At 71.9% G+C, this 25,732-nt stretch carries 28 protein-coding genes; 7 read left to right on the top strand and 21 right to left on the bottom strand.

What is annotated here, in order from left to right:
- Positions 1-23: 23 nt before the first annotated feature.
- From LNK82_RS31755 to LNK82_RS31735, 5 genes are all read right to left on the bottom strand, one after another.
- A complete protein-coding gene (locus LNK82_RS31755) occupies positions 24-191 on the bottom strand; it encodes a hypothetical protein (RefSeq protein WP_230570581.1) in 168 nt (55 codons plus the stop codon).
- 28 nt (positions 192-219) lie between these two features.
- On the bottom strand, positions 220-981 hold the full coding sequence (locus LNK82_RS31750) for an enoyl-CoA hydratase/isomerase family protein (RefSeq protein WP_230570580.1): 762 nt from the start codon (positions 979-981) through the stop codon (positions 220-222).
- 225 nt (positions 982-1,206) lie between these two features.
- Positions 1,207-2,139 carry a hypothetical protein gene (locus LNK82_RS31745; protein ID WP_230570579.1) on the bottom strand — a complete coding sequence of 311 codons (933 nt, stop codon included), beginning with the start codon at positions 2,137-2,139 and terminating at the stop codon, positions 1,207-1,209.
- A 289-nt stretch (positions 2,140-2,428) separates the two neighbouring features.
- A complete protein-coding gene (locus tag LNK82_RS31740) occupies positions 2,429-2,893 on the bottom strand; it encodes a GNAT family N-acetyltransferase (protein ID WP_230570578.1) in 465 nt (154 codons plus the stop codon).
- Positions 2,890-4,002 carry an LLM class flavin-dependent oxidoreductase gene (locus tag LNK82_RS31735; RefSeq protein WP_230570577.1) on the bottom strand — a complete coding sequence of 371 codons (1,113 nt, stop codon included), beginning with the start codon at positions 4,000-4,002 and terminating at the stop codon, positions 2,890-2,892. The genes LNK82_RS31740 and LNK82_RS31735 overlap by 4 nt, the downstream gene beginning before the upstream one ends.
- A gap of 263 nt (positions 4,003-4,265) precedes the next feature.
- Here LNK82_RS31735 and LNK82_RS31730 point away from each other — a divergent pair, with 263 nt between their 5' ends.
- Positions 4,266-6,134, top strand: a complete 1,869-nt coding sequence (locus LNK82_RS31730) for an FAD/NAD(P)-binding protein (RefSeq protein ID WP_230570576.1) — start codon at positions 4,266-4,268, stop codon at positions 6,132-6,134.
- Here LNK82_RS31730 and LNK82_RS31725 read toward each other — a convergent pair.
- The 4 genes from LNK82_RS31725 to LNK82_RS31710 form a co-directional block, all read right to left on the bottom strand.
- A complete protein-coding gene (locus LNK82_RS31725) occupies positions 6,106-7,059 on the bottom strand; it encodes an ABC transporter substrate-binding protein (RefSeq protein ID WP_230570575.1) in 954 nt (317 codons plus the stop codon). The two genes, LNK82_RS31730 and LNK82_RS31725, sit on opposite strands and share 29 nt — an antisense overlap.
- A 12-nt stretch (positions 7,060-7,071) precedes the next feature.
- A complete protein-coding gene (locus tag LNK82_RS31720) occupies positions 7,072-7,836 on the bottom strand; it encodes an amino acid ABC transporter ATP-binding protein (protein ID WP_308257348.1) in 765 nt (254 codons plus the stop codon).
- Positions 7,824-8,717 (bottom strand): amino acid ABC transporter permease, encoded by an 894-nt coding sequence (locus tag LNK82_RS31715; protein ID WP_230570574.1) that lies wholly within the window; start codon positions 8,715-8,717, stop codon positions 7,824-7,826. The genes LNK82_RS31720 and LNK82_RS31715 overlap by 13 nt, the downstream gene beginning before the upstream one ends.
- A 354-nt stretch (positions 8,718-9,071) precedes the next feature.
- Positions 9,072-9,881, bottom strand: a complete 810-nt coding sequence (locus tag LNK82_RS31710; protein WP_230570573.1) for a lipase family alpha/beta hydrolase — start codon at positions 9,879-9,881, stop codon at positions 9,072-9,074.
- A 145-nt stretch (positions 9,882-10,026) separates the two neighbouring features.
- Between LNK82_RS31710 and LNK82_RS31705 the strand changes: the two genes are divergently transcribed.
- On the top strand, positions 10,027-11,415 hold the full coding sequence (locus LNK82_RS31705) for a WS/DGAT/MGAT family O-acyltransferase (RefSeq protein WP_230570572.1): 1,389 nt from the start codon (positions 10,027-10,029) through the stop codon (positions 11,413-11,415).
- Here the strand turns inward: LNK82_RS31705 and LNK82_RS31700 are convergent.
- A complete protein-coding gene (locus LNK82_RS31700; RefSeq protein WP_230570571.1) occupies positions 11,396-11,617 on the bottom strand; it encodes a hypothetical protein in 222 nt (73 codons plus the stop codon). The genes LNK82_RS31705 and LNK82_RS31700 overlap by 20 nt on opposite strands.
- Positions 11,618-11,706: 89 nt before the next feature.
- Here LNK82_RS31700 and LNK82_RS31695 point away from each other — a divergent pair, with 89 nt between their 5' ends.
- On the top strand, positions 11,707-12,570 hold the full coding sequence (locus LNK82_RS31695; RefSeq protein WP_230570570.1) for a helix-turn-helix domain-containing protein: 864 nt from the start codon (positions 11,707-11,709) through the stop codon (positions 12,568-12,570).
- Positions 12,567-12,755: a DUF397 domain-containing protein gene (locus tag LNK82_RS31690; protein WP_230570569.1), complete on the top strand. Its 189-nt coding sequence runs from the start codon at positions 12,567-12,569 to the stop codon at positions 12,753-12,755. The genes LNK82_RS31695 and LNK82_RS31690 overlap by 4 nt, the downstream gene beginning before the upstream one ends.
- Here LNK82_RS31690 and LNK82_RS31685 read toward each other — a convergent pair.
- Entirely contained in the window at positions 12,724-13,623 is a 900-nt protein-coding gene (locus LNK82_RS31685; protein WP_230570568.1) for an alpha/beta fold hydrolase, read from the bottom strand. The two genes, LNK82_RS31690 and LNK82_RS31685, sit on opposite strands and share 32 nt — an antisense overlap.
- A gap of 68 nt (positions 13,624-13,691) precedes the next feature.
- Between LNK82_RS31685 and LNK82_RS31680 the strand changes: the two genes are divergently transcribed.
- Positions 13,692-14,225, top strand: a complete 534-nt coding sequence (locus LNK82_RS31680) for a P-loop nucleotide/nucleoside kinase family protein (protein WP_230570567.1) — start codon at positions 13,692-13,694, stop codon at positions 14,223-14,225.
- Here LNK82_RS31680 and LNK82_RS31675 read toward each other — a convergent pair.
- The 10 genes from LNK82_RS31675 to LNK82_RS31630 form a co-directional block, all read right to left on the bottom strand.
- Positions 14,222-15,022, bottom strand: a complete 801-nt coding sequence (locus LNK82_RS31675) for an LLM class flavin-dependent oxidoreductase (RefSeq protein WP_230570566.1) — start codon at positions 15,020-15,022, stop codon at positions 14,222-14,224. The genes LNK82_RS31680 and LNK82_RS31675 overlap by 4 nt on opposite strands.
- A 22-nt stretch (positions 15,023-15,044) precedes the next feature.
- Complete coding sequence (locus LNK82_RS31670) at positions 15,045-16,112, bottom strand: type III polyketide synthase (protein ID WP_230570565.1); 1,068 nt, start codon at positions 16,110-16,112, stop codon at positions 15,045-15,047.
- 10 nt (positions 16,113-16,122) lie between these two features.
- Entirely contained in the window at positions 16,123-16,404 is a 282-nt protein-coding gene (locus LNK82_RS31665) for a hypothetical protein (protein WP_230570564.1), read from the bottom strand.
- A 340-nt stretch (positions 16,405-16,744) separates the two neighbouring features.
- A complete protein-coding gene (locus LNK82_RS31660; RefSeq protein WP_230570563.1) occupies positions 16,745-17,182 on the bottom strand; it encodes a MerR family transcriptional regulator in 438 nt (145 codons plus the stop codon).
- A complete protein-coding gene (locus LNK82_RS31655) occupies positions 17,179-17,502 on the bottom strand; it encodes a hypothetical protein (protein WP_230570562.1) in 324 nt (107 codons plus the stop codon). The genes LNK82_RS31660 and LNK82_RS31655 overlap by 4 nt, the downstream gene beginning before the upstream one ends.
- Positions 17,503-17,542: 40 nt before the next feature.
- Positions 17,543-17,938: a hypothetical protein gene (locus LNK82_RS31650; RefSeq protein ID WP_230570561.1), complete on the bottom strand. Its 396-nt coding sequence runs from the start codon at positions 17,936-17,938 to the stop codon at positions 17,543-17,545.
- Positions 17,939-17,979: 41 nt separating this feature from the next.
- Complete coding sequence (locus LNK82_RS31645) at positions 17,980-19,191, bottom strand: CHAT domain-containing protein (protein ID WP_230570560.1); 1,212 nt, start codon at positions 19,189-19,191, stop codon at positions 17,980-17,982.
- On the bottom strand, positions 19,188-21,470 hold the full coding sequence (locus LNK82_RS31640; protein WP_230570559.1) for a hypothetical protein: 2,283 nt from the start codon (positions 21,468-21,470) through the stop codon (positions 19,188-19,190). Before LNK82_RS31640 ends, LNK82_RS31645 begins: the two co-directional genes overlap by 4 nt.
- Positions 21,467-22,465 carry a hypothetical protein gene (locus LNK82_RS31635; protein WP_230570558.1) on the bottom strand — a complete coding sequence of 333 codons (999 nt, stop codon included), beginning with the start codon at positions 22,463-22,465 and terminating at the stop codon, positions 21,467-21,469. Before LNK82_RS31635 ends, LNK82_RS31640 begins: the two co-directional genes overlap by 4 nt.
- Positions 22,462-23,703, bottom strand: a complete 1,242-nt coding sequence (locus LNK82_RS31630; protein WP_230570557.1) for a hypothetical protein — start codon at positions 23,701-23,703, stop codon at positions 22,462-22,464. Before LNK82_RS31630 ends, LNK82_RS31635 begins: the two co-directional genes overlap by 4 nt.
- Before the next feature lie 120 nt (positions 23,704-23,823).
- On the opposite strand from LNK82_RS31630, the gene LNK82_RS31625 reads away from it, so the two are divergent.
- Positions 23,824-24,918, top strand: coding sequence for a PA2928 family protein (locus LNK82_RS31625; RefSeq protein ID WP_230570556.1), 1,095 nt, complete (start codon positions 23,824-23,826; stop codon positions 24,916-24,918).
- Positions 24,919-24,943: 25 nt separating this feature from the next.
- The gene (locus tag LNK82_RS31620; RefSeq protein ID WP_230570555.1) at positions 24,944-25,720 is read left to right on the top strand and encodes a hypothetical protein; all 777 of its coding nucleotides are present in this window, start codon (positions 24,944-24,946) and stop codon (positions 25,718-25,720) included.
- Positions 25,721-25,732 lie beyond the last annotated feature (12 nt).

The following is a 25,732-nucleotide window of genomic DNA, read 5'->3' as shown; positions in this document are numbered from 1 at the left end:
GGCCTCGGCGCGGGAGGGTCCTCTCAGGAGGGCGGCTCGTCTTCCTGTCCGCGCCGCTCGCCCTCGGCGAGGAACCGCTCCGGGTCCACGTCGAGGTCGGGCGGTTCAGGCGTGCCCGGCGAGTGCGGCGGGTCGGGGTTGATGTGCTGGTCCGGGTCGTTCGGGTCGCCCTCGAGCGGGTGTTCGGTCATGCGGTCGAGGTACCCGCGTGCCGGGGGTTCAGAACCTCGGCGTCCGCTTCTCCAGGAAGGCCGCCACGCCCTCCGCGTACTCCGGGCTGTGCACGGCTTCGTCGTACAGCGCTCGCACGGCGTCGTCCTCGTCGTGCTGACCGTCGGTGATCCGGTTGACGATCTGCTTCGCGCCCCGGACGCTGACCTGCGCGCGTGCCGCGATGGTCTCGGCCAGCTGCTCGACCCTGGCGTCCAGGTCGTCGGCCGGGTGGACCTCGTTGACCAGGCCGATGCGCAGCGCGGTGGCGGCGTCGACGATCTCGCCGCTGAACAGGATCTGCTTGGCCCAGGCCGGGCCGACCACGTCGACCAGCTGCTTGGTGGACGTGAAGTTGTAGACGATGCCGAGCTTGGCGGGCGTGATGCCGAACCGGGCGTCGGCCGCCGCCACGCGCAGGTCGCAGGCCAGCGCGATCTCGCAACCGCCGCCGATGCAGAAGCCCGTGATGGCGGCGATGGTGGGCTTGCCGAGGGTGGCGATGGCGCGTTCGCCGTTGTGGACCGCCTCGCCGTACCTCGCGGCGCCGTCCGCGCCCTTGCGGAGGGTGGAGAACTCGCTGATGTCCGCACCGGCCGAGAAGTGCTCGCCGCCGCGGACGACGAGCAGGCGCACGTCGTCGTCGTGCCGGACCTGGGCCAGCAGGCCGGGCAGCGCCGACCACATGTCGTAGCTCATGGCGTTGCGCTTGGCCGGGCGGTCGATGGTCAGCGTGGCGACCGGGCCTGCGGTGTCGAGCCTCAGCGTCATCACCGGAGGGTAAGTCTTCGGCGGCGGCGACCGGGCGTAACCACGCTCACACCACCGTGCGTGTCGAACCTCCAGGACCCGCGTGTCGAACCTCCAGGACCCCCGAGTTCAACACTCGGCACCGCCGCCCGTGTTCTGAGCGTTGAATTCGGGGGTCCTGAACGTAGGACACGGTGGTCCTGAACGTTCGACACGCGGGACGCGGAGGTTCGACACGCGCGGGGGTTAGCGGTAGGAGTTGCGGGTGTAGGTCAGGCTGAAGGTGCCGCGGTTGGCGAAGTAGACGGAGACCAGGTAGGCCGGGTCGGTGGCCAGCAGGCCTCGTTGGAGGTCGCTGCCGTCATTGCCGTCGTCCCAGCCCCACGCGCTGTTCGCCGAGTTGTCCTTGCCGTTGTCGCCCCGGAACGTGCCCCAGCTCGCGAACGTCGTGGAGCTGTTGCGCTGCGCCCACAACCCGCCCGCCGCGAAGGTGTCCACCAGCCGGTACCCGACCGAGCGGTCGTTGCCGCCCGACGGCACCTCGCCCGTGGCGCTCGGCACGTACACCACGCCGTCACCACCTGGGAACTCCGCCCCGTTCCACGCGTACAGCCCGTGCCCCTTCGCCTCCTGGCGGGTGGTCGGCCGGGTGCCCGACAGCCGCAGCGTGCCGTCGATGCCCTCACGCCCGGACGTGAACGTGCTGCCGGCCGGCACGTACGAGTAGAAGTCGCTGTGCGCCACCGTGATCACCGCTTCGAGCCTCCCGAACGTCGAACCGTCCTTGCGCACGGTCGCCAGCAGGCCCTCCATGTCGTTCTCGTGCGTGAACTGCTCGAACGGGTCGGCGAAGTCCTCCCAGTCACGCGGGTGGTAGAAGCTGTAGACCAGGAACCAGTGCGTCGACGTCTCGACGACCGAGTAGTACGCCGCACCGGCGAGACGCGCCACCGAGTCGTCCTGCGCCTCCCAGTTGTCCAACGTGTTCCACTCGCCGTCGAAGTCCACAGTGGACAGGTAATCGGCGTCGTAGTCGGACGAGTCGGTGTCCTGGTAGTGCACCGGCGCCCAGTGGAACGCGAGTTCGGCGTCGGTCGCCGCGTGCGCGGGGGTCGTGAGGAACACCGAGAGCGTGGCGGCCGCGAATAGGGACGCGGCGATCTTGCGTGCAGGGGACATGCTCCACCTCCGTCAGGGTTGCCCGTCGGAGCCAACGGGCCGCGCTGAACCCTGGGGTGAAGCAGTGGTCGACACAAGGGGTGAAACAGGTGACCATTACCTTGGAGGCGCCTCCGAAGTGCCCCGGAAAGCCCGCGAGGCCGTGGATACGCTTCGGGACACCGCAGGCGGGCGGACGGGGGATGTCGAAGAACCCCGGTCCACCCGCGATCGCGGCCCGCCCGGGTCACCCCGAGACGACGAGCGCGAGCACCGAGGTCAGCAGCAACAGGCAGCGCGTGCGCACGGGTCACCTCAAATCCTTCTCGAACGGCAGGAGCGGAAGGGCTTCCGCGGTCAGGTCGAACAGCGGCGTGTACCCGGTTGCCAGGTACAACGCGCGGGCCTCCGGTTGCCGAGGCCCCGTGGTCAGGTAGAGCCGCGCGTAACCGAAGCGGACGGCTTCACGCTCGAGCTCCGCGAGCACGCGGCGGGCAAGGCCGCGACGGCGGTGCCGCGAGTGGGTCCAGATCCGCTTCAACTCGGCGGTGCGCCGGTCGTGGCGCATGAACGCACCGCCCGCCACCGCCGCGCCGCCCTCGAACAGCAGCACCAACGTGCCGTGCGGCGGGGAGAAGACGGCCGGGTCGTACCGCGTCAGCTCCGCACGGGCGGCGTCGCCGTAGCGGGACACGTACTCGTGCGTCAGCTCTTCCCTCAACGGCGACGTGGCCGGGTCCTCCCAGCCGACCCGGCGGGCGACGAGGGTCGTCACGCCACCACCGCTGCGGCGCGTTCCCGGTCCCTCTTGGCCACTTCCTCCCGCACGATCGGGATCACGTGGCGACCGAAGTCGATCGTGTCGTGGACCATGTCGTAGCCGCGCGCGGACATGATGTCCACGCCCAGGTCGTAGTAGTCCAGCAACGCCTGCGCCACGGTCTCCGGCGTGCCGACGAGCGCGTTGGAGTTGCCCGCGCCACCGGTCGCGGCGGCGGTCGGCGTCCACAGGGCGCGGTCGAAGCGATCACCGCGCCCGGCGATCTCCAGCAGCCGCTGCGAGCCCGCGTTCTCCGGGTTCTTCAGCGGGTGCCTGCGGGTCAGCGGGTTCGCTCCCCCGGTGCGGGACTTGATCGCGTCCACCGTCCGGTGGGCCTTCTCCCAGGCCAGCTCCTCGGTCGCGCCGAGGATCGGGCGGAACGCCACCTGGATGCGCGGCACGTCCGCCCGACCCGCGTCCCGCGCCGCCCGCCGCACGGACTCGATCTGCGCGGCCGTGTCCGCCAACGGCTCGCCCCACAGGCAGTAGATGTCCGCCTCCGCGCCGCCTGCCTTATAGGCGGCGGGCGACGAGCCACCGAACGACACCCGCGGCCGGGGCTGCTGCACCGGGAACACGTCGCTCACGAAGTCGGCGAACTTGTAGTGCGCGCCTTCGTGGTCGAACGGTTCCCGTGACGTCCAGGCCTTCTTGACGATCCGGATGTACTCCTCGGTGCGCGAGTACCGCTCGTCCTTGGTCAGGTAATCGCCTTCGCGCTGCTGCTCGTGGTCGGTGCCGCCGGTGATGAAGTGCACGGTCAACCGGCCGTCGCTGATCTGGTCCAGGGTGGCGAACGTCTTCGCGGCGAACGTCGGGTAGGACACGTTCGGCCGGTGCGCCAGCAGGATCTGGAGCTTGTCCAGCTTGGTGGCGACGTACGCGGCGGCCTGCGCGGGCTCGGGCGAGCCGGAGCCGTAGGCGAACAGCACCCGGTCCCAGCCGTGCTCCTCGTGCGCGCGGGCCAACCGCAGGGTGTAGTCCTTGTCGAACGACCCGCCGCTGCGCGGGTGCGTCTCGGAACCGTCGTTGGTGCCGCCGATCCCCAGGAACTCAACGGGCACGTCAGTACCTTCCGTCAGAGGGTGGAGACGTCGACGCGCACACGACGTTGAGGGAGACGCGCGGGGTCGACGGGAAAGCCTTGCTGCGGCGTGGATTCCACGAATCCCAGTGGAGCAGCGACCGCGGCGGCGCGTCAACGACGGCCCGGGGCCGTCCAGATGCCGGAATGCCTTGACTCGCCTCGCCGACGCGCGCATACGATCACCGCGCGGCGTTGAGGGACGCGGCGGTCGTCGTGATCCCTCCTGCCCTGGAGCAGCCGATGAACGTGCTCGTCCTGGTCGGCGCCGGCCCGCGTGCCTCGGGAATCCTGGAACGCCTCGGCGCCAACGCGCCGGAGCTGTTCGACGGTCCGCTGGAGGTGCACCTGGTCGACCCGTTTCCGCCGGGCGCGGGGCGGGTGTGGCGGCACGAGCAGTCGCCGTTGCTGCGGATGAACTCCATGGCCGAGGACGTCACGGTGTTCACCGACTCGTCGGTGACGTGCGAGGGTCCGATCCGGCCCGGCCCGTCGCTGGCGGAGTGGGCGCGGACGCACCTGTCCGCTGTGGAGCTGGAGCCGTCGGTCCGGGACGAGTTGGTGGCGACGGAGCCGACGTCGTTCCCGAGCAGGCGGGTGCAGAGCGCCTACCTGAAGTGGTTCCACGAGGTCGCGGTGTCGTCGCTGCCCGACGGCAGCTCGGTCTCGGTGCACTCGACGAAGGTGGTGCGGATAGCCGGATCCGCCCGGGAGCGGCAGCGGGTGTGGCTCGCCGACCGCGTCGAACCGCTGGTGGCCGACGTGGTCCTGCTCGTGCTGGGGCACTTGGACGCCGTCGTCGCGCCCGAGCACCGGGAACTCGCCGAGTACGCCGCCGCGCACGGTTTGACGTACCTGCCGCCGGACTACACGGCGGACACCGACCTGTCCGCGGTGCCCGCCGGCGAGGACGTCGTCGTGCGGGGCATGGGGTTGGCGTTCGTCGACCTCGCGGTGTTGCTGGGCGAGGGTCGCGGCGGTCGGTTCGTGCGGGTCAACGGGAGGGTGGAGTACGTCCCGTCCGGCCGGGAGCCCCGGCTGCACGTCGGGTCGCGCCGCGGCACGCCGTACCACTCCAAGACCGGCTACCGGCTTCGCGGCGCGGCGCCGGAGCCGCCGCGGTTCTTCGTCGCGTCGGAGCTGCTCGCACGGCCGGGAGAGGTCGACTTCCGGCGGGACGCGTGGCCGTTGATGGCCAAGGAGATCGCCTACGGCCACTACCGCGAGCTGTTCACCGGACACCCGTCGCGGGTGCGGTCGTCGTGGGAGGTGTTCTCGGCGCGGTTCGCCGAGCTGGACTGGTACGGCGACGGGATGCGGGCGCTGGAACGGGCCGCCGTGCCCTCGGAGGCGGACCGCGTCGACTTCGAGCGGCTGGACCGTCCGATCGACGGCTTGAGGTTCTCGTCGAGCGAGGGCTTCCAGCAGTTCCTGCGGGACCACGTCGCCGCCGACCTGGCTCGGCGGTCGGACCCGGCGCACAGCGCGGACCTGGGGGCGTTCCTCGCGATGCTGGGTGTGTACGGGCAGTTCGCGGTGCTGTCCGCGTCCGGCCGCCTGCGCGGGGACGACGGCTGGTGGCACGGGTTCTTCAGCTCGATCGCGAGCGGGCCGCCGCCGGACCGGTTGGCGGAGCTGCTGGCCCTGTCGCGGGCGGGTGTCGTGCGGTTCCTGGGCGCCGACACGTGGGTCCGGGCGAGGGACGGGGCGTTCCTCGCCGGCAGCTCCAGCGTGCCGTCGCACGTCGTCCGGGCGACCGGCCTGATCGAGGCACGCCTGCCCGTCCACACCCTGCCGCACACCGCCGACCCGCTGCTGAGCTCGATGGCCGCGGCCGGTGACGTGACCGACGTCGACGGCCTGGTGCTGGTCGACCCCGTGGACAGCCGCGTCGTGGACGTCACCGGAGCGCCGCACCCGCGCCGCTTCGCCGTGGGGCCCTACACGACGCGCAAGGCGTACGCGGCCTTCGCCCGACCGAACACGAACGCGCCGAACTTCCGGCAGAGCGACGAGGTCGCGCGGGCGGTCCTGCGCTTCCTCGCCGCCTCCGGCCACCGCGCGGAGTCGCCGCGTCGAGCGGTCACGACCTGGGCAGGCCCGGCGGGTTGACCTCGCTCCGCTCGACGGCCTCGTCACCCAGGCCCCACCGGTCGAGGACCTCGGCGTACTTGCCGGTCGCGATCAGGTGGTCGAGGGCCTCGGCGATCGGTTCCACCAGGCCGCTGCCCTTCTTCGTGGTGGCGGCGATCTTGCCGACGATCGCACCGCCGCCGGAGAACGTGCCGATCACCTCGGTCTTGCCGGACGTGGCCACGTGGTAGGCCGAGGTGGGGTTCGGGCCGAGGAAGGCGTCGATCCGGCCCGATTCCAGAGCCAGGTAGTAGTCCGAGGCGTTCTGGAAGTACTTGATGTCCGTGGCGGGCAGGCCGCGCGCCTCGTTGGACCTGCTCCAGTCGACGAGGATCTTCTCCTGGTTGGTGCCCGACCCGACCGCGACGATCTTGCCGGCGACGTCCTCCGGCTTGGTGACCCGCCAGTCGCCGCCCCGCTTCGCCTCGAACGCGAGCGTGTCCAGCCGGTAGGTGGCGAAGTCGTACTTCTCCTTGCGCTCCTCGGTCACCGTGATGTTCGAGAGGCCCACCGGGTACGCGCCGCTGTCCAAGCCGATGAACAGGTTCTCCCACGACGTGGTCTCCAGCTGCGCTTCCAGCCCCAGCACGCCCGCGATCAGCACCGCGAGGTCGGTCTCCACCCCGATCGGTGTCTTGTCGTCGGTGGCGAAGAAGCGCAGCGGCGGCGCGGTGGACACCGATCCGCCGACGACGAGCTTGCCGCCCGCGCGGAACCGCTCGGGCACCTTGGCGGCTATCGAGTCCACCTTGGCGGCCGTCACGCGCTGTTGGTCCGGGCCGAGGTTCACGGTCTTGCCGGCGGCGACCACCTGGTTCTCGGTGGTGCCACCGTCGGCGGTCCCGCACGCGGCCAACGTCAGGGCAACGGCGGTGACCGCGGTGGCGATCTTCAGTGCGGACAACGGGTTCTCCTCTCAGAGCACCTTGGACAGGAAGGCGCGCGTGCGCGGGTGCTGGGGGTCGTCCAGCACCTGTTCGGGTGGTCCTTGTTCGACCACGACGCCGCCGTCCAGGAAGACCACGGTGTCGGCGACGTCCCGGGCGAACCCGATCTCGTGGGTGACGATGATCATCGTGGTACCGCCGCGCGCCAGGTCCCGGATCACGTCGAGCACCTCGCCGACCAGCTCCGGGTCCAGGGCGGACGTCGGCTCGTCGAACAGCAGGACCTTCGGCTCCAGCGCGAGGGCGCGGGCGATCGCGACGCGCTGCTGCTGACCGCCGGACAGGTGCCTCGGGTAGGCGTCCTCCTTGTCGGACAAGCCGACCAGGCCCAGCAGCCGAGCGGCCTGCGCGCGTGCTTCCGCCGTGGTCCTGCGCTTGGTCGAGACCGGCGCCTCGACGAGGTTCTCGGTCACGGTCAGGTGCGGGAAGAGGTTGAAGTTCTGGAAGACGAAGCCGACGTGCGCGCGTTGCCGGAGGACCTCGCGCTCGCGCAGCTCGTAGAGCTTGTCGCCGCGGCGCCGGTAGCCGATCAGGTCGCCGTCGACGCTGACCAGGCCGCGGTCGGCCTTCTCCAGGTGGTTGATCGTGCGCAGCAGCGTCGACTTGCCCGAGCCGGACGGCCCGAGCACGACCACCACCTCGCCCGCGCCGACCCGGAGGTCGACGCCGCGCAGCACCTCGTTGTCGCCGAAGCTCTTGTGCACGCCTCGGACGTCCACCATCACCTGGCCCATTTCCACCCGTCCCCGTGCCTGGTCGCGCCCTTCGCGTAGTGCTTCTCGACGTAGTGCTGCACGATGGACAGCAGGGTGGTCAGGGCGATGTACCAGGCGGTGGCGACCATGAGCAGCGCGACCACCCGCGCGTTGCGGCCGTAGATCACCTGGACCTGGTAGAACAGCTCGCCGATCGCCACGACGGACACCACGGACGTGCCCTTGAAGAGGCTGATCACCTCGTTGGTCGCGTTGGGCAGGATGGAGCGCATGGCTTGCGGCAGCACGATCCGGCGCAGCTGCCGCGACCGGGGGATGCCGAGCGCGGCGGCGGCTTCGAGCTGGCCGTGGTCGACGGAGATGACGCCGGAGCGCACGATCTCCGCCGCGTAGGCCGCTTGGTGCAGCGCGAGCCCGAGCACCGCCGCGCCCATCGGGCTGATCAGGTCCTTGGTCTCGACGCCGAAGAACGTCGGGCCGAACGGGATGCCGAAGTTCAGCTCGTCGTACAGGTAGGAGATGTTGAACCAGAACAGGAGCTGGACGATCAGGGGGATCGAGCGGAACGCCCAGACGTAGGTCCAGCTCACCGTGGCCAGGAAACGGCTGCGGGACAGGCGCATGAGGGCGAGCACGATGCCGAGGGCGAAGCCGAGGACCGTGCCGTAGAGGGTGAGCTCCAGGGTGACGACGACGGCGTCCAGGACGGATCTCGCGGTGACGAAGCGGGCGAAGGTCGCCCAGTCCCAGCCGGGATTGGTCACCAGGCCGTGGACGAACTGGGACAGCAGGATCAGCACGACGGCGACACCCACCCACCGCCACGGGTGGCGGGTGGCGACGACCTTGGGCGCCGGTGAGTCGAGGGCACGCGGGCGCGCTCGCGCGGACACGCTCATGGCGAAGTCCTTCCGGTGGCTGGAATTGCCGTGCGGCGGCGGAAACGTAGCCACTTCGCCGGCGCGCGAACAAGGGCGCCCACGTGTTGAACCCTGTGGTGGAGGTGGTTGACAAACCGCTTCCGCCACCCGGATCGAGCAACGTCCGGTCCACAGAGGAATGTCGTGGTCCGAGGTTCAGCGAGGCGATCGCGCGGGGCGGCGGTGGGTGGGCGCGGGCGGCGGCAGGTCACGCGGGCGCGGGGTGGTGGCGGGCGCGGGTGATGCCGGGTGGGGGTGGGTGTGTGGCGGGTTGCGGGCGCGGCGGGGTTCGGAGCGGTTGGGGGTGGTGCCTTCGGTCGGTTCGGGTTGGGGTCAGGCGGCCGGGAACATCCGGGACATCCCCGGCGGCGGGGTGAAGGGGCGCCAGCGGTTCTGGCGTTGGGCGAGGCGGTCGGCAATCAACCAGAGGACGGTGGCGTTGTAGCCGTAGCCGAGGTGGCTGGAGGTGACGGCGACGTTCTCCTGGCGGGCCGCCGGGGTGCAGACGCAGGTCTGCCAGGCGACGATGCCGTCGGACTTCGAGTAGACCGACGTGGAGGGGACCGGGAAGGGTGGCCGGGTGTGCTCCGGTGGCGGCATGTCCGCGCCGGCGACGTAGAACCGGGCCAGCAGTCGGTACACCGGGTTGACCCTGGTCTGGCGGAGGTCGGTCATCGCGTAGGGGCTGCCCAGCGTGATCACTTGGCGGACCATGCCTGCGTGTTCACGGGCCAGTTCGCGGGCGAAGATGCCGCCCAGGGACCAGCCCACGATGCTCACCTTGCCGCTCACGGCCAGTTCACGCAGCAGGTCGCGCATGCCGCTCACGACGCCGACCGACGGGCCGATGTTCAGGCCGAGTCCCCAGCCGTGGACGTCGTAGCCGAGACCCGTGAGGAACTTGCGCAGCGTCGCGGTCGAGGCGTCGGTCGCGCCCAGGCCCGGCAGCACGAGGACGGTGTGGCCGTCGCCGCTGGGAGCGGCGCGCAACAACGACCGGGTGGCCGCGAACTGGCCGATGGCGACGGCGGTGCGGGTCGGTTCGGTGAGGTACCAGAGCAGGCCCGGCGCCGGACCGGGCTCGGACGACGGCTCTTCACGCAGGTCAGAGTGATCCGGTGGGACGTGCGGCAGTGCTGACATGGCCCCTCCCCCGCTCCGCGTCGAGCGCGAACCCCAGGTAACCATGATGTTTCGTGGCGGTTGATTCCGCCAGTACCGGCAAGTCTCGATTCTTGCGCGGTCGCCGTCCTGGACCACCGGGTCGGTACAGGCCTACGGTCGGGCGATGGACCGGATGAGCGCGATCGACGCGGGTTTCTTCTTCATCGAGGACGAGAACGTGCCCATGCACGTCGGGTCGGTCCTGGTGTTCGAAGGTCCGGCTCCGTCGTACGGCGACGTGGTGCGGTTGTTCGCGGCCAAGTTGGGCACCGTGCCGCGCTACCGGCAACGGGTCAAGGCGCTCCCGCTGCACGTCGGCCGACCGGTGTGGGTGGACGACGAGCACTTCCAGATCCTCTACCACGTCCGGCACACCGCCGTGCCGTCGCCGGGCGCGGACGACCAGCTCCGCAACCTCGCCGGACGGCTCTTCGCGCAACGCCTCGACCTGGCCAAGCCGTTGTGGGAGGTCTGGTTGGTCGAGGGCCTGGAAGGCGGTCGGTGGGCGATCATCTCCAAGGTCCACCACTGCCTGATCGACGGCATCGCGGGCAGTGATCTCATGCAGGTGCTGCTGGACTGGCGCGAGGACGCGCCCCTGCCCGAGCCGGTGCGGTGGCAGCCCGCCGCCGGCCCGTCGACCCTGGACCTCGTCGTGGACGGCGTGCGCGACGCGGTGCTGACGCCGGTCACGCACCTGGCCAAGTTCCCGGCGCTGGCCAAGCGGTTGCGCAGCGGCTCGGAGGTGCTGGACGTCGGCCGTGCCGTGCTGGGCAGCCTGCCGACGACCGCCCGACGACTCGCCGTCGGCACCCCGAAGACCTTGAACGGGCCGATCGGACCGCACCGGCGCTGGGTGTGGGCCCGCGCGGACCTCGCCGAGATCAAGGCCGTCCGCCGGGTCACCGGCGGCACGGTGAACGACGTCATCCTCGCGGCCGTGACACGCGGTTTCCGCGACCTGCTCGCCAAGCGCGACGACCTGGCCGACGGTCAGGTGGTGCGCAGCATGGTGCCGGTGTCGATGCGGTCGTCCGCCGAGCGCGGCGTGCTGAACAACCGCGTCAGCGCGGTGCTGGTGAACCTCCCCGTCAGTGAGTCGGACCCGTTGGCACGACTGGCGTCGATCCGGGAACAGATGGACGACCTCAAGAGCAGCCGTCAGGCGGCCGGCGCGGACGTCCTCACGAACCTGTCGAACTTCGCCGCACCCACCCTGCTCGCGCTGGGTTCACGCACCGCCATGCGCTTCCCGCAGCAGCTCTTGCAGACGGTCACGACGAACGTCCCCGGCCCCCGCATCCCCTTGTTCATGCTGGGCAGGCGGCTGTCCGAGATCTACCCGTACGTGCCGATCGCCAGCACCATCCGCATCAGCGTCGGCATCTTCTCCTACCTCGATCAGATCACTTTCGGCATCAACGCGGACTTCGACGGCGTGCCGGACGTCCAGGTGCTCGCCGACGGCATCCGCGCGGGCTTCGACGAACTGGTCACCTCGACCGCGAGCTGAGGTGGTCGGCCGCCACCGCGCCCGCCAACTCCGCCGCCTCCGCCGCCACCTCACTGATCTTGGTCAAGGCTTTCGGGTCGATGAACAGCTCCACGTCCTGACCGATCTTGAACACCACCGCCCCTCCGCCCGGCTCCACCTCGTAGTTGATCCACACATCGCCCGGCACCTGCGCCCACAGGTGAACTTGGGACCGACTCATTCCCGCCTCCCACACTCGACAACATCCGCTGCTACCATGGTGGCTGGAATTGGTGATATCAGCAACAGGCTTCACTCGATCGGGGCGACATGGCATTCTCATCACCCACGGTGGCGGCGTGGGAACTCGGACTGCGGCTTCGAGAGCGCCGCGAACTCATGGACATCACGGCGGCGTCGGCGGCGAAGGCCATCGACACCGGTCAGTCGTTCGTGTCGGGCGTCGAGACCGGCCGCGTCAAGATCAACGCCCGGAAGCTGGCCGAACTCGCCGCCGTCCTCGACTTCGACGAAGGAGAGGCCGAAGAGCTTCAGGAACTCCGTGAGGCTGCAGGCAAACGCGCCTGGTGGAGCCCTTACTCCGCCATGTTCAGCTCGGAAGTCTTGCGGTACTTCGGCTTCGAGGCAGGCGCGGAGAGCATCCGCGCCTACAGCGCGGGCATGATCACCGGACTGCTCCAGACCCGGGACTACGCGATGGCCATCATGAACGGCGGCGCGCCGAGCATCCGACTGGCCGAGGCACACCGCCGGGTCGAAGTGAGGATGAAGCGGCAAGAGCGGTTGGAGGGCGACGACCCGCTCCGGCTCACCGCGGTGATCACGGAGTCGGGACTGCGGCAGATGGTCGGCGGCCGGGAGGTGATGGCGGCGCAGCTCAAGCACCTGGCCGCCAAGATCGACCAGCACCCGGAGACGCTCGACGTGCGGGTCGTGCCGTTCAGCGCCGACTACCACAACGCCATCGGCGGGTCGACCTTCTACCTCCTGGGTTTCGCCAGCAGCAGGCTGCCCGACCTGGTGTGGCAGGAGACGGTGTCGACCACCGATCTGATCGATCAGCCCATGCGGATCCGCGAGTACAGTCTGGCCCACAGCCAAGCGATGGATTTCGCGCTCGACCGGGTCGAATCACTGGGTCTGATCGAGCAGATCGGCAAGGAGTTGGAGTGAGCGACCGCACCGACTGGTTCAAGTCGAGTCGCAGCGCCGAGAACCCCGCGTGCGTCGAGGTCAGGTTCGTGCCCGACGCGATCGACGTCCGCGACTCGAAGAACCCCGCTGGGCCGATGTTGTCCTTCCCGCGCCACGCCTGGGCGAAGTTCCTCAACCGCCCGGGTTCGTCAGCCAGTCCTTGATCCGCGACGCCACCAGCTCCGGCACCTCCAGCTGAGGCACGTGGCCGACGCCCTCCAGTACCTCGAAGCGCCACGACGGGTTGCGGCGCGCCGCTTCCCGGGAGGACGCCACGGGAACGAGCCGGTCCTTGTCGCCCGCCATCAGGTACACCGGCACGCGCACCCTGCTCATCGCCGCGTAGTACCGCCGCCTGGTGGCGCCGGTCCACACGACCGAGCGCGCCGCCGTCAGGAACGCCTCGTCCAGCCCCGGGATCTCGGCGCGCTGCTCCAGCAGCGACATCGAAGCCAGGACCATCTCCTCCGGCACCGACTTCGCGTTCGCGCACACCAGGTTCAGCACCCGCTTGACCTGCCGTCGCGTCGACACCCCGGTCCGCGACTTCGTCAGGAACCACTGCCCCAGCCCCGGCACGGCGTACATCGCGAACGCCGCCGTCACCTGCGGGTCCAACCGCGCGCCCAACGCCAGCGGCACGGCGGGGTCCAGCAGCGCCAGCGCGGTCACGGACGCGGGACGGCGGGCGGCGTGCAGGATCGCGATCATTCCGCCCATCGAGTTGCCGACGAGCACCGCCGGCTCGCCGACCACCTCGGCCAGGAACCGTTCCAGCAGCCGCGCGTTCGCGGGCACGGTCGTGGCACGTCCCTCGGGGTGGGTGAGCCCGAACCCGGCCAGGTCGACGGCCAGCACGCGGTACCGGTCGACGAGGTGGGGTGCGATCAGGCACCAGTTCAGGTGCGAGCCGCCCAGGCCGTGCACGAGCACCATCGGCGGTCCGTCGCCGCCGAAGTCGACGTAGTGCACGCCGGCACCGTCCAGGTCGACGTGCCGGCTCGTGCCGCCCCAGTGGTCGAGTGTCGTCATACCGGTCAGTATGTCCCGGCCGGGCCCGCCTCCGGACGGGGGTCCGAAGTCACGTATATCTTGTGAACATGATCGTGTGGATCAACGGCGCGTTCGGCGGTGGCAAGACGACCTTGGCCGAGGAGCTGCGCCGTCGCCTGCCGGACGCGCTGTCGTTCGACCCGGAGCACGTCGGCTACCTGCTCCAGGTGTCGGCGCCCCCGTCGGGGACGGGCGACTTCCAGGACCTGCCGCCGTGGCGCAAGCTCACCGCCGAGGTCGCGATCACCCTGCACCGCGAGTACGGGCGGCACCTGATCACGCCGATGACCCTGGTCGAGCCGGCCTACCGGGAGGAGATCTTCGGGCTCCTCGCCGCCGCGGGCGTCCCGCTCCGGCACGTCTTCCTGGACGTGCCCGCCGACGAGCTGCGCCGCCGCATCGACAACCAGGTCATGGACCCGCACAACCCGGACGCCGACGCCCAGGCCCGCGCCTTCCGCCTGCGCAACGTCGACCGGTGCGTCGCCGCACGGGCCGGCCTGCCCCCGGACACGCTCGTCCTCCGAGGCGACCTGCACACCCCGGAGCAGCTGGCGGACCAGGTCCTCGCCGCGCTCTAGGACGACGGCGGCCCGGCGGCGATCCGGTCGCGCACGGCGTCGACCGTGGTCTCCCAGTCCGACTCGACCCACCAGGTCGCGCCCGCGTCGGCCCACTCGCCCACGCTCGTCGCCACGCCCTCGGCGATCACGTCGAAGCCCTCCCACGGCAGCCCGAGGGACGTGCGCAGCTCCCTCGCCTCCGCCACGATGGCCGCCATCTCCGACGGGTTCGCCGGACCACGCGCCTCACCGCCGTCGATCACGTTCGGCAGCAGCCCGTCCCACGCCACCGCACGCCTCATCGACACGGGGCGGCCGTGCGCGCCCACCACCCACACCGGCACCCGTGGCCGCTGCACGGGCGGCGGCGGTGGGTAGGAGTCCGTTTCCCGCACGTCGTAGCGCTGCCCGCGGAACGAGAACGGCTGCCCGCGCATCAGCCCGTCGTACACCGCGAGCCCTTCGTCCAGCAGCAACGCCCGTGCCGCCCGGCTCGTCGGGCGCTCGAACGCCGTCCACCCGGGGTCCAGCGCGCCCAGCCCGACCGACAGCTGCACGCGCCCACCGGACAACCGGTCCAGCGTCGCCGCCTTGGACGCCACGTCCCACGGCTTGAACCGCGGCAACGGCGTGAGCATCGTGCCCAGCCGCACCGACGACGTGCGCATCGCCGCCGCCGTCAACGCCACCCAGGCGTCGACGCCCCACATCGCCTCGGCCAGGAACACGCCGTCCCAGCCGCACTCCTCGGCCAACGCCGCGCACGACGCCACTTCCGGCGCGTCGAAGAACGGCAGCACGATCCCGCAACGCATGCCGGCAGCCTCCCACACGCGATCACGTCTCCCCCGCCGGCGGTGACGCGCTCCAGGTGCCGAGGGAGATCTCCGCCGTGATGCCGGGGCCGAACCCGGCGATGACGCCGCGCGCGCCGTGCTCGGCCCCGCCGTCGGCGAAGAACCGTTCGAGGGCGTCGAAGATGACGACGCTGGCCACGTTGCCGCGTTCGGTGAGCGTCATCCTGCTGTACCGGAACGTCTCCGCCGGCAGCCGCAGGTGCTTGCCGAGGTCGTCCAGGATCCGCGGCCCGCCCGCGTGCACGATGTAGAAGTCGAGGCCCGCGATGTCCCAGCCGTGCGGTTCGGCCGTCTCCCGCATGGCGGGCGCGAGCATGGACATCGTGCCGGGCACCCGCTTGTCCAGCAGGAAGTGGAACCCGGTCTCGCGGACCTCGTAGGCGATCCAGTCCTCGGTGTCGGGCACCAGGCGGGAGCCGTTCCGCTCGACGCGCACCCCTTCACCGCCCTCGCCCCGCATCACGGCCGCGGCCAGCGCGTCGCCGAACAGGCCGTTGGACAGCAGGTTGCCGACGCCGAGGTCGGTCGGCTGGTACAGCAGGGAGCAGAACTCGCACGCCACGATCAGCACGTTGGACCGGGGGTAGGCGGTGCAGAAGTCGTGCGCGCGGTTGATCGCCGCACCACCCGCGGCGCACCCGAGTTGTGCGATCGGGAGTTGGCGGGTCGACGACCGGAACCCCATCGTGTTGATCAGCCAGGCCGTCATCGACGGCATCATGAAACCGGTGCACGAGACGTACACGATCAGGTCGATCTCGGCCGCCGACAGGTCGGCGTGCTCCAGCGCCCGTCGCACCACTTCCGGCACCCTGGACTTGGCCTCCTTCTCGTAGAGGGCGTTGCGCACGGCGAAGCCGGGGTGCCTGAGGGTGTCCTCGATCGGCTGGAGGATGTGCCTGGTCTGGACGCCGGTGTTGCCGATGAGCCGCAACGCGAGGTCGAGCTGCGGGTGGTCGCGGTGCAGGGCCCTGGCCAGTTCCAGGGTCTCCTCACGGGTGATGAGGTGCTCGGGCACCGCGATGGCGGGTCGGCACAGCGTGGCCACGACCCCGCCCTCACCAGGTGACGGGCAGCGCGAGCGGGCACCGCCAGATCGAGACGGTGTTCCACCGCACGTCCCGCGTCGGCATGGCCACCCGCAACCTCGGGAACCGGGCCGCCTCGCGCTGGGCGATGGGGGCGGGGGTGATGCGGGGGAAGTCCCGGTCGACCAGCGCGGCCCGGCTGAACCGCCGGTCCGAGGTGACCGCGCGGACGTCGTCGTGGCGGGTGACCAGCCACGCGTCACCCTCTCCGTAGGGCAGGCGGGCCCTGGCGACCGGCGACTCGGTCCTCATCCGGGTCAGGAAGGGGTCGGGCGCCAGGGCCTCGTCGTGACGAAAGGGGCAGTTCGGCACGGCCCTTCGGTCGTGCGTCCGGACGTTCACAACGACGTTCCCCTCTGCGGCGGCCTGCGGCTGTCTGCGGCGAAAACTCATCCTTCCCATCGAACACGCCGCTGTGCCGCCATGTCCCGACCCCGGGCGCGGTTTCATCAGTTGTCGCGGTTCTCCCACCGGTTCGTGACCGGTGATCGCGCGCCCACTAACTCTCCGAGCCGGCCCTTTCCACTCATTCAGGCGCTCAAACGCCCTCCATGGAGCACAGGGCCGGTGCGCCACAACCGCTCAAAGTAGGTCAGCACGTCCCGCAGCTGGCCTCGTCGGTGGCTTCCGGGAGCAGGACGGGGCAGGACGGCGCGTGCGCGCAGGTGATCAGGTCGTCGCAGCCGTAGTCAAGGGCGGAGCGCAGCATGTCGCGGATCACCTCCAGATCGGCGATCCTGGCCTCCACCTCGGCGAGCTTGACCGCGACCCGGTCACCCAACCCCTGCTCACGGCGTGAGCTGAGCCGTCGCCGGGCGACGAGCAGGTCGGAGATCTCCTCCAACGTGAACCCGAGCCGCTTGGCCGCCTTGATCATCCGCAGCACGGTGAGCGCTTCCGGCGGGTAGACGCGGTGGCCGCCCGGCGTGCGCTCCGGTTCGGACAGCAGGCCGCGGCGCTCGTAGTAGCGCAACGTCTGGTGGTTCACCCCGGCGGCCTCGGCGAGCTGCCCGCTGCGCAACCCGGTCACCTCGCCCCACCCGCCCGCTGCCGCAGGGCGTCGAGCACGTCGACGTGCTCGTCCGTGACGGTGACGTCCAGCCGCACCCGGCCGGCCGAGGCCACGACGGCGAACGTGAAGAACGAGCAGCACGCGGTCTCGCGCACGGCCAGCGCCGCCGCCCGTGCCGCCGTCTCCGGCGTCGGGTCGAGGGTGATGCGCAAGTGGGTCGGGTCCGGGCGCTCCACGCCGCCGGTGGTGAACAGCTCGTCGAACTCCGCCTCGCGCAGCGGGCGTTCGGCGGTCGGCAGCGTGCACGCCGCCGGCGCCCAGCGTTCGTTCGTGGTCATGGCGCCACGGTAAGCCTGTACCGCGGTACCGGTTGCAACGTCAGGACATGGGCGTGAAGACGCACTCGAAACCGGTTTTCAACCCCGCTTTGTGCGTGGCGGCCATCCAGAACTCCCCGGGACGCACGACGCCGCCCAGGCAGCAGCTGCTGACGTAGCCGATGCTGGTGGTGGGAGGGCTCTGGGGCCCGACCAGCAACCGCACCCGCGCCGTCCGGCCGGTGATGAAGTGCACGGACACGTACCCGAACGTCCTGGCCTGGTAGACGGTGTCCAGCGCGGCTTGGAAACGCGGTTCGGCGGTCCGCGCGGGCCGCTCGCCGTGCCCGGTCAGCTCGCCCAGCAGGCCGGTCAGCTGCTCGACGCGGCCTTCCAGCTCCTGGATCCGTGCGTACAGCGCTTCGTCCCTCGGTATTTCACCCCTCGGCGCGGACACGTCCTCACCCCCTGTCGCGTAGCGGGAACACCTCGATACCGCTAAGACGCGGACGACGCCCTGCCGTTCCCACGTCCGCCGCGCGGTGGCGCCCAGGTGGTGGTGAACGCGGCCCACACGAGCGGTGAGCAGGTGAGGTCGCCCGTTTCCTCCCATCGGGTGGCCGCGGCGCGTTGCCAGTCGTTGAGCGCGGTCACCGGGTCGGGCGCGCGGTGGGCGGCGTCGATGGCGACGACGGTGGGCGCGAGGACGGGGGTCGGCGGGAAGCCGGGCACGAGGCGGCGCAGCCCTTCGTCGGTCGGCAACGTCCACCTCGTCGCGGTCACGTGCTCCGCGCCACCGTGCACCATGGCCGTGACCAGGCCGGACGGTTCGGCGAAGCGGACGTCGCCGCCGCTCTCGCAGGCCACCAGGGCGACCCGGGCGGGTATCCGCCACGGGCGCACCGGGCCGGGTCGGTGACCGAGCACGATGTCGGCGGCGGCCAGGGGGCGGTGCGCGCCGAGCGGTGCGGCCCGGCCCGTGGTGTCGGCCGTGCAGGACAGGTGCAGGCGTGCGTCCAGGCCGTGCCCGCCGGTGGTGACGTGCCCGACGTAGAGGAAGCGAGAGGCGGTGGCCAGCGCCCGTTCGAGGTGGTCGCGGTCGATGTCGTCGCGGCGCAGGCCGCCGGGTGCGAGCGCGGTCAGCTCGGGGGTCGGGTGGCCGAGCACCGAGCCGAGGCCGGACGCGTCGGGGAAGCCGGGCACGACGGGGTCCAGCACGCTGACGACGGGTCCTCGCGGGTCGAAGGCGTGCACGCGGCGTTCCGCGGCGTTGCCGACGGTCGCCGGGGGCAGCACCGAGATGGTGGCGTCGTGCACCGCCCGAAGGCCTTCGTCGACCCGCAGCGCTTCCCAGGGCACCAGGGCGGTCGACGGGGACGGCTGGACGCGCAGGTGCGGCCGGATCCCCTGGGCCAGCCAGGAGTTCAGCTCGGCCGCCAGCCGGTGCGGCACCAGGGCGCGCGCCATCCGGGTCGCCAGGTCGCGTTCGCGCGTGTGGTCCACGAGCGGGCCGTTCGTGAGCGCGCGCCGCAGCGCCTGGTCGGCGGTCTCGCCCGGCAACGGCGACGGCACGGCCGCCGCCCACTCGTCCAACGTGGCCCGCACGAGGTCGCGCGGCACGGCGATGACGCGGGGTTCGGCCGGTTCGTGCTCCCACCGCCACGACACGTACAGGTCGCCCGCGTCCACGAACTTGAGCTGCACGGTCACCACGACTCCACCGCCCGTTCCGACCGCACCGCGAACCCGTACCGCTGCTCGGCCACGTCGATCCAGGCGTCCAGGGCGGTCGGCGTCGTGGGGTCGAGCCGGACCCTCGGCGGCAGTTCGAAGCCGGTGGAGGGGAAGTCCGGGTCCGTGCCCGTGGCGAAGCCGGAGGCCGCGTAGGGCAGGTGCGTTGCGGCGGTCGGTGGTTCGGGCAACCCGATCAGGTCACCGCGTTCCACCGGTGGTGTGACGCCGTCCGCGTGCAGGGACACCGCACCCGCGACGTGGTCGATGTACTCCGCCGCCAACGTCGAGTTACCGAGCGCACGGATGGCCAGGAACGCCGACCGGGTGGCGGGTGCGGAGGCCAGCGCCACCCACCGCTCGCGCAGGGGGCCGTGCGGGAACCGTTGTCGGATCGCTTCGGAGGCCAGCGCGGCGGGCAGCGCCAGGTCCAGTGCCCGGCGGCCGAGCCGCTGCCGTTCGTCTCCGGTGGTGGAGGCGGCGCGGCGGATCAGGGCGTCCGCGCGCCACCACGCCATGCCCAGCGCGACGTGCCACAGGCCGGCCGCCTCGGACAACGCCGCCGCTTCGGCGTAGCAGGACTCGGCCTCGGCGAACTCCTGCGCCGCCTCGAACGCCGAGCCCCGCACTTGGTGCAGGGCCAACGACTCCAGCGGGGTCGCCGTGCCCAGGAGCGCGAGTGCCCGGTCGGACAGCGCGAGGGCTTCCCGGGGCTCACCGCGCAGGACCGCGACGGCGGCGCGACCGTGCAGGCAGGCGGCTCGTCGGCGGGGGTCGTCGGCGAGGAGGGCTTCCGCCTCGTCGTACAGCGCGTCCGCCCGGTCGGGGTCCGAGGCGAGGTAGGCCAGGCGGGCGGAGCTGATCAGGGCGGTGGCGACGCCGGCGACGTCGCCGGTGGCGGCGCTCAGGTCGCGGGCGAGGGCGAGGTGTTCGACGGCGCCGGGGAGGTCACCGGTGGCGCTCGTGATCTCGGCCAGCGTGGCGTGGACGGACGCGGCCATGGCGGGGGCGGCGGTGTAGGCGAGGTCCAGCGCGGTGCGCGCTTCGTCGGCGGCTTCGGCGAACCAGCCCCCGGTGGCGAGCACGCGGGCGCGGGTGGCGCGGACGGTGGCTTCGACGGGTTCGGCGTGGTCGGCTCGCGTCACCAGGTCGAGGGCTTCGTCCAGGTCGGTGAGGGCGTCGGGGAGGTGGGTCTGGTCGAGCCGTGCGACGGCTCGGGAGATCAAGGCGTTGACCAGGACGCCGGCGGAGCCGTAGGCGTCGCCGACGATCGTGAGCGCCGTTCGGGCTGCTTCGACGGCTTCGGTGCTCCAGCGGACGGCTTCTCGGGGGTGGTCGGCGACTCCGGCCAGGTTGCCCGCGACTCCGGCGCGGCAGACCAGGGCTTCGACGTCGTCCGCGCTGGTCGGGTCGGTGGTCGAGGCTGATCGCTTCGCAGAGGTCCCCGCCAAGGGGACCCCTGTTTTTATTGTCCCAGAAGGGTCTGACAATTCCGGGGCTTCGCCGTGCGCCGACCCGGGTGCTTCCCGGTGCGGGACTTCGAGCGCCTGCCGGTGCGGGACTTCGGTTGCCTCGCGGTGCGGGACCTCGAGCGCCTCCCGGTACGCGGCCTCGAAGGAGGCCCTGGCGGCGGCACGGTCGCCCGACGACAGCAGCACCGCGCCCTCCGCGTTCAGCTCCACGAACCGCCGCCACCGGGGACCGAGCGGCTTGCGGCCCGGGTTGTCCGCCAGCACCCGGTACATCGTCGCGCGCCCCTCGTCCCCCGCCTCGTCGGCGAGGAGCGCCAGGTTCGTGTAGAGGTGCTCCAGGTACTCGGGCGCGTGCGTCCCGGCCAGCTCGACCGCCTCGACGGCCTCCGCCTCGGCCTCCGCGAGGTGACCGGCCACCATCAGCAGCCCGACGCGCGTGGTCCGCAGCACCACCTGCTGCGACGGCTCGGCGTCGACCAGCGCCTCCTCGACGTCCCGCCACCCCTCGTCCCACCGGTCCAGCCAGGGCAGCAGGTCCGCGCGCGCCGCGATGGCCGTCAGCCTGACCGTCCCCTCCCCCACCGCGATCGCCTCGGTCAGCAGGTCCACGGCGCGCGAGCGCTCGCCGGCCATGTCCACCACGTGCGCCAGGTTCACCAGGACCTGCGCGCGGTCCTCCGCTGAGGACGCCGCGAGCGCGGCTTCGAGCGCGGACCGCGCGCCGGCCAGGTCACCGGCGCCGGCCAGTCGCACGCCTTCGTCGTTCAGGTCCGAGGGGTCGGTCACCGCGCCGTCCGCTCGGTCAGGGTCGCGGTCGGCGAGCCGATCCGGGACCGGGCGTAGGAGATGATCGCCGCACGGCGCGGCCCGGCGTCCGGATCAGGCGCGGTCGGCTCGGCGAAGTCCGGCGCGTAGACGGTCAGCGCGCGCCGGTCCGGCGGCAGCAGCAGCACGGCCGCCGACACCGGCGCGGACCCGGTGAACCACCCCGTCGCGTCGATCTCCAACGGCACCTCGACCTCGCCGAACCGCGCCGCCAACCGCGGCCCCGGCGTGGGTCCGGGCACCACGGACACCTCCAGCACCGTGCTGCCCTGCCGCCGCACGAGGGCCCACCGGGCGGGCGCGGCGGCGTCGACCACGCCTTGGGGCACCAACGCCCAGTCCACAGTGGATGATCCGGCCAGGGCCGTCACGGCGGAGCCCTCCACGCCTCCGGCGGCCAACGCGAACCCCGCCTTGCTCGGCACCTCCGCCGGCCACGGCTCGACCCCGTAGTCCTCGGCCAGCTCCGCGACGCGGTCGGCCAAGGCGGCCAACTCGGGATCGGACACGTCGAGGGCCACGACCGAGGCCAACGCCCGCTCGACCGCGTCCGGGTCGTCCAGCAGGTGCTCCACAGTGGACACGGCGACCGCGCGTTCGGCGTTCAGCACGGCGGGATCCAACGCGGGCACACCGGCCGTGACCGACGCGGGCCACCACGCACGAGCCCAGTTCAGCTGCGCCACCCGGCGGCAGGCGTCGCGGACGCGCCAATCACCGCCATCAGGCACGTCCACCTCCGCCGCACCACCGAGGATCGCCTCAGCCGCGTCGCCGTAGACCTCCCACAGCCACTCGGACGCGCGCTCCGGGTCGTGCACGCGTGCGGCGGGCACGGCGGCGTCGGCCAGGACGTCCCACGCGAGCGTTGCGCCCGAGCCTTCGAGCAGCGCCACGACCTCGGGCGACGTGGGCCAGTCGCCGACGACGAGATCGGACGCGCGCGTCACCTTCACGCCACCGCCTCCCGCTCCAGCGCGGACCGCAACCGGTCGCGCTGGTCGAGGATCACCGATCGCAGCACGCCGTCGAGCACGTCCCACACCTGGTCGAACGCCACGGTCTCGTGCCGCAGCTCCCGGCCGTGCACGCGCACCCACAACCGCCGCAGGTACGCCTCCCGCACACCGCGCACGTCCGCGCGCACCTCCGGCGGCGCGGCCGACGGCATCCGCAGCACGCGGTGCACGTACGCCTCGCGTTCCCACCTCGACCGCAACCTGGCCGCCGCCGAGCCCGGTCCACCCGCCGGCGGGCCCGCGAGGTCGGCGGACGCGTCCCGGCCCAGCACCACGACGAGCCTGCTCTCCTCCTCGGCGAGCTGCCACGGCCCGGCCGATCGGGTGATCTCCCGCCGCACCAGCGTCGGCACGTCCGCCAGCCCGGCCCGCTGGAACGCGTTGGTCAGCGGCACGAACAGGCGTTCCACGATCGACCGGTCGAACGGCCTCGGCAGGTTCGCCTTCGACGCGGTGCGCCCCAGCTCGGGTCGCACGGGCCGGTCACGCGAGGTCAGCCCGTGCGCCAGCGCCACGCCCGGCCGGTCGAGGTCCGCCGCGCCCGCGCTGCCCGCCGAGCCCGTGACCAGCGCCTCGAACAGGGTCCGGTCGGGCGTGACGGCGCAGGTGGCCAGGAACTCCGAGGTCGCCGGCGACACCGCGGCGGCGGGACGGGGAGCGGCCCACGCCTCGTCGAGCAGCCGGGTCAGCTCGGCCGCGTTGACCGGGTCGGTCACGAAGTCGCGCAGCGCGGCGACGGTCGGCCCGTCCTGCTCGTGGACCTCCTCCAGGACGGCCCCGGCGACGTCGGCGGCGTCCGGTCCCGGTTCGCCGTGCGCGGTGGCCAGCTCGAAGCAGCGCTGGAAGTAGAGGTCCTGCGGGTTGCCGTCGGTGATCCACCGGCGGCGGCGTTCCTTCTTCAGCACCGCGAACCAGCTCGCGGTCGCGGCCAGCACGGGGCCCGCGTCGGCGATGCGGGAGGTCAGGGCGTCGGCGTGCTCGGCGGCGATCGCGCCCGCCGCGAACTCCGGGTTGAGCACGGGCCGCAGCACGAGCGGGTCGAGGATGAGCTTCACCGTGCGGGTCAGCGGGCGGCCCGCCGCGTTGCTCAGCGGAGCGACCGCATCACCCAAGGCGGCCCACGCCCGGGCGACCAGCGCACCGCGCGGAAGCGTCGCGGCTCGGACGGTGCTCACCGGCCCGAGCCTAGTCGAACGCGATCACCGCTGGTGGCGGACTCGCGCACCCGGTTCCTGGGACCGGTAGGCGAGGTGCCCGGCCGAAGCTCACCCCGTCACGACCGAACGGGGGAACCGGTGTACCAGACGCCGCAGCAGTACTCGCCGATGATGCCCTACGACACCCCGTCGCCTCGGCGGCGACGCGTCCTCCCGCTGCTCCTGCTGCCGCCGGTGCTGTTCGCGCTGCTGTTCTTCGGCGGGTCCTACGCGGTCTCGCCGGAGCCGGACGTCGAGGTGCAGGCCGGTTTCGCGTTCGCCGAGATCGACGGGCGGGACGTGGTGCTGGCGCCGTACGCGCGGCACGGCGTGCGCGGCATGTTCCAGATGATGACGCAGGACCTGTTCCAGGTGCGGCTGGCGGCCACGGACCCGACCACCGGCGAGGTGCTGTGGGACACGCAGCTGTCCGACCGGCTGGTCTGGGAGGCGTCGGTGCTGGCCGCCGGGCAGCGCTACGCGTACCTGGCCACGGACTCCGGGCTGATCGTGGTCGCGCTGGCCGACGGGTCGGTGGTGGCCGAGGGCGCGGGCGTCCAAGGGCTCGGCGACGCGTTCGCCACGGCGCGGACCGCCTACGCGTACGACCGGGAGAACAGCCGCTTGATGGCCATGACCGCCACGGGAGGGGTGGTGGCGGTCAGGCTGGACGAGGTGGTGGCCGAGCCCGTCGACCCGGAGACGGCCGCGGCCTGGTCCGGTCGGCTGTCCGTGCAGCGCGGCCCTGGTGCGCCGACCGCGGCGACCGGCGCCGAAGCCGCCTTGGCCGGCGGTGAGCGGATCGCGCTGCGGCAGGCGCCGGGTGGTGTGCCGGGCAGCGTGCTGGTCCGCGTCACGGCCGACGGTCACGAGGTCCCGGTGGGTGCGACCGCGTTCCACGACGGCCGGCTGGTGGTCGACGGGGTGACCGCCGTGGCCGCCGCCACCGGGCACGTGCTGGTCGAGCACCAGCGCTCGGTGAACGACCCCGGCGTCGCGCTGAGCCTGGTCTCCCTGGCCACCGGGCAGGTCACGGCCACGCTGGCGGTGGACTCGCGGGTCGGTCGCGCGCTCGTCGGCCCCGACGGGGTCACGGCGCTGGCGGCGGGCGAGGTGATCGCCGCCGTCCGCGGTGACGGCCGGGTCGTGTCCCTCGACGTCGGCCTGGCCGACTTCTTCGGCGCCCACCGCTGACCCTCCTCTTGGAAAGGACGAGACCATGAAGGTGTTCACCTGGCTCGGGCTCACCGCCGGGCTCGCCCTCACCGCGGCCTGGGTCGCGGGCGGGCTGGCCGGCGACGACGTGTTCGCGTGGCTGAACGGCTGGCTGGTGGGCCCGATGATCCTGCTGTTCGTCGTGCCGACGCTGTTCTCGCTGGACAAGCTGCTCGACGGCGGCCTCGCGGGACTGACCGGCGGGGTGCCCAAGGCGTTCCGCGGCGCGCCGATCGGCGTGGGCACGGTCGTCGGCGTGGCGCGGACCGGTCTGAGCGTCAACGACCAGCCGCAGTTGGACATCCGGCTGGAGGTCGACACCGCGGACGGCCGCACGTTCCCCGCGACCGCGCGGCAAGTCGTCGACATCACCGAGCTGTCCCTTCTGCGACCGGGCGCGATCCTGCCGGTCCGCTACCTGCCCGACGGGCGCGCGGTGTTGGCCACCGACGCGCCGCAGCACGAGCTGCAGGCCGCCCTCGACCGCGTGCACTTGGCGAAGGGCCACGTGACGCCGCACCAGCTGCGCATCACCGAGCAGGGTGTGGACGCCCGTGCCGTCGTGCTGGACATGGTCCCGACCGGGCAGACGCCGGACGGCCGCACGGCACTGCGCCTGAGCCTGCGCGTGGCCCGGCCGGACGGCAGCACGTTCGACGTGACGCAGGACAAGAAGATGCTGCCGGTGTCGATCCCGCAGGTGCAGCGGGGCATGGTGGTCCGGGTGAAGTACCTGCCGAACGACGAGTCGGACGTCGCCGTGCTCACCACGTTGGCGTGACGGCTCAGGACA

Source organism: Saccharothrix luteola (assembly GCF_020859565.1).
GTDB classification, from domain to species: domain Bacteria; phylum Actinomycetota; class Actinomycetes; order Mycobacteriales; family Pseudonocardiaceae; genus Actinosynnema; species Actinosynnema luteola.
Note: the sequence above shows the minus strand (reverse complement) of the source record. Positions and strands in the feature narration are given on the sequence as shown.

What these genes read in the sequence shown, in the direction of transcription:
- LNK82_RS31755 (WP_230570581.1), bottom strand. Translation starts at nt 191, where the DNA reads ATGACCGAACACCCGCTCGAGGGCGACCCGAACGACCCGGACCAGCAC.
- LNK82_RS31750 (WP_230570580.1), bottom strand. Translation starts at nt 981, where the DNA reads ATGACGCTGAGGCTCGACACCGCAGGCCCGGTCGCCACGCTGACCATC.
- LNK82_RS31745 (WP_230570579.1), bottom strand. Translation starts at nt 2,139, where the DNA reads ATGTCCCCTGCACGCAAGATCGCCGCGTCCCTATTCGCGGCCGCCACG.
- LNK82_RS31730 (WP_230570576.1), top strand. Translation starts at nt 4,266, where the DNA reads ATGAACGTGCTCGTCCTGGTCGGCGCCGGCCCGCGTGCCTCGGGAATC.
- LNK82_RS31720 (WP_308257348.1), bottom strand. Translation starts at nt 7,836, where the DNA reads ATGGGCCAGGTGATGGTGGACGTCCGAGGCGTGCACAAGAGCTTCGGC.
- LNK82_RS31715 (WP_230570574.1), bottom strand. Translation starts at nt 8,717, where the DNA reads ATGAGCGTGTCCGCGCGAGCGCGCCCGCGTGCCCTCGACTCACCGGCG.
- LNK82_RS31710 (WP_230570573.1), bottom strand. Translation starts at nt 9,881, where the DNA reads ATGTCAGCACTGCCGCACGTCCCACCGGATCACTCTGACCTGCGTGAA.
- LNK82_RS31705 (WP_230570572.1), top strand. Translation starts at nt 10,027, where the DNA reads ATGGACCGGATGAGCGCGATCGACGCGGGTTTCTTCTTCATCGAGGAC.
- LNK82_RS31700 (WP_230570571.1), bottom strand. Translation starts at nt 11,617, where the DNA reads ATGAGTCGGTCCCAAGTTCACCTGTGGGCGCAGGTGCCGGGCGATGTG.
- LNK82_RS31695 (WP_230570570.1), top strand. Translation starts at nt 11,707, where the DNA reads ATGGCATTCTCATCACCCACGGTGGCGGCGTGGGAACTCGGACTGCGG.
- LNK82_RS31685 (WP_230570568.1), bottom strand. Translation starts at nt 13,623, where the DNA reads ATGACGACACTCGACCACTGGGGCGGCACGAGCCGGCACGTCGACCTG.
- LNK82_RS31680 (WP_230570567.1), top strand. Translation starts at nt 13,692, where the DNA reads ATGATCGTGTGGATCAACGGCGCGTTCGGCGGTGGCAAGACGACCTTG.
- LNK82_RS31675 (WP_230570566.1), bottom strand. Translation starts at nt 15,022, where the DNA reads ATGCGTTGCGGGATCGTGCTGCCGTTCTTCGACGCGCCGGAAGTGGCG.
- LNK82_RS31665 (WP_230570564.1), bottom strand. Translation starts at nt 16,404, where the DNA reads ATGAGGACCGAGTCGCCGGTCGCCAGGGCCCGCCTGCCCTACGGAGAG.
- LNK82_RS31655 (WP_230570562.1), bottom strand. Translation starts at nt 17,502, where the DNA reads ATGACCACGAACGAACGCTGGGCGCCGGCGGCGTGCACGCTGCCGACC.
- LNK82_RS31620 (WP_230570555.1), top strand. Translation starts at nt 24,944, where the DNA reads ATGAAGGTGTTCACCTGGCTCGGGCTCACCGCCGGGCTCGCCCTCACC.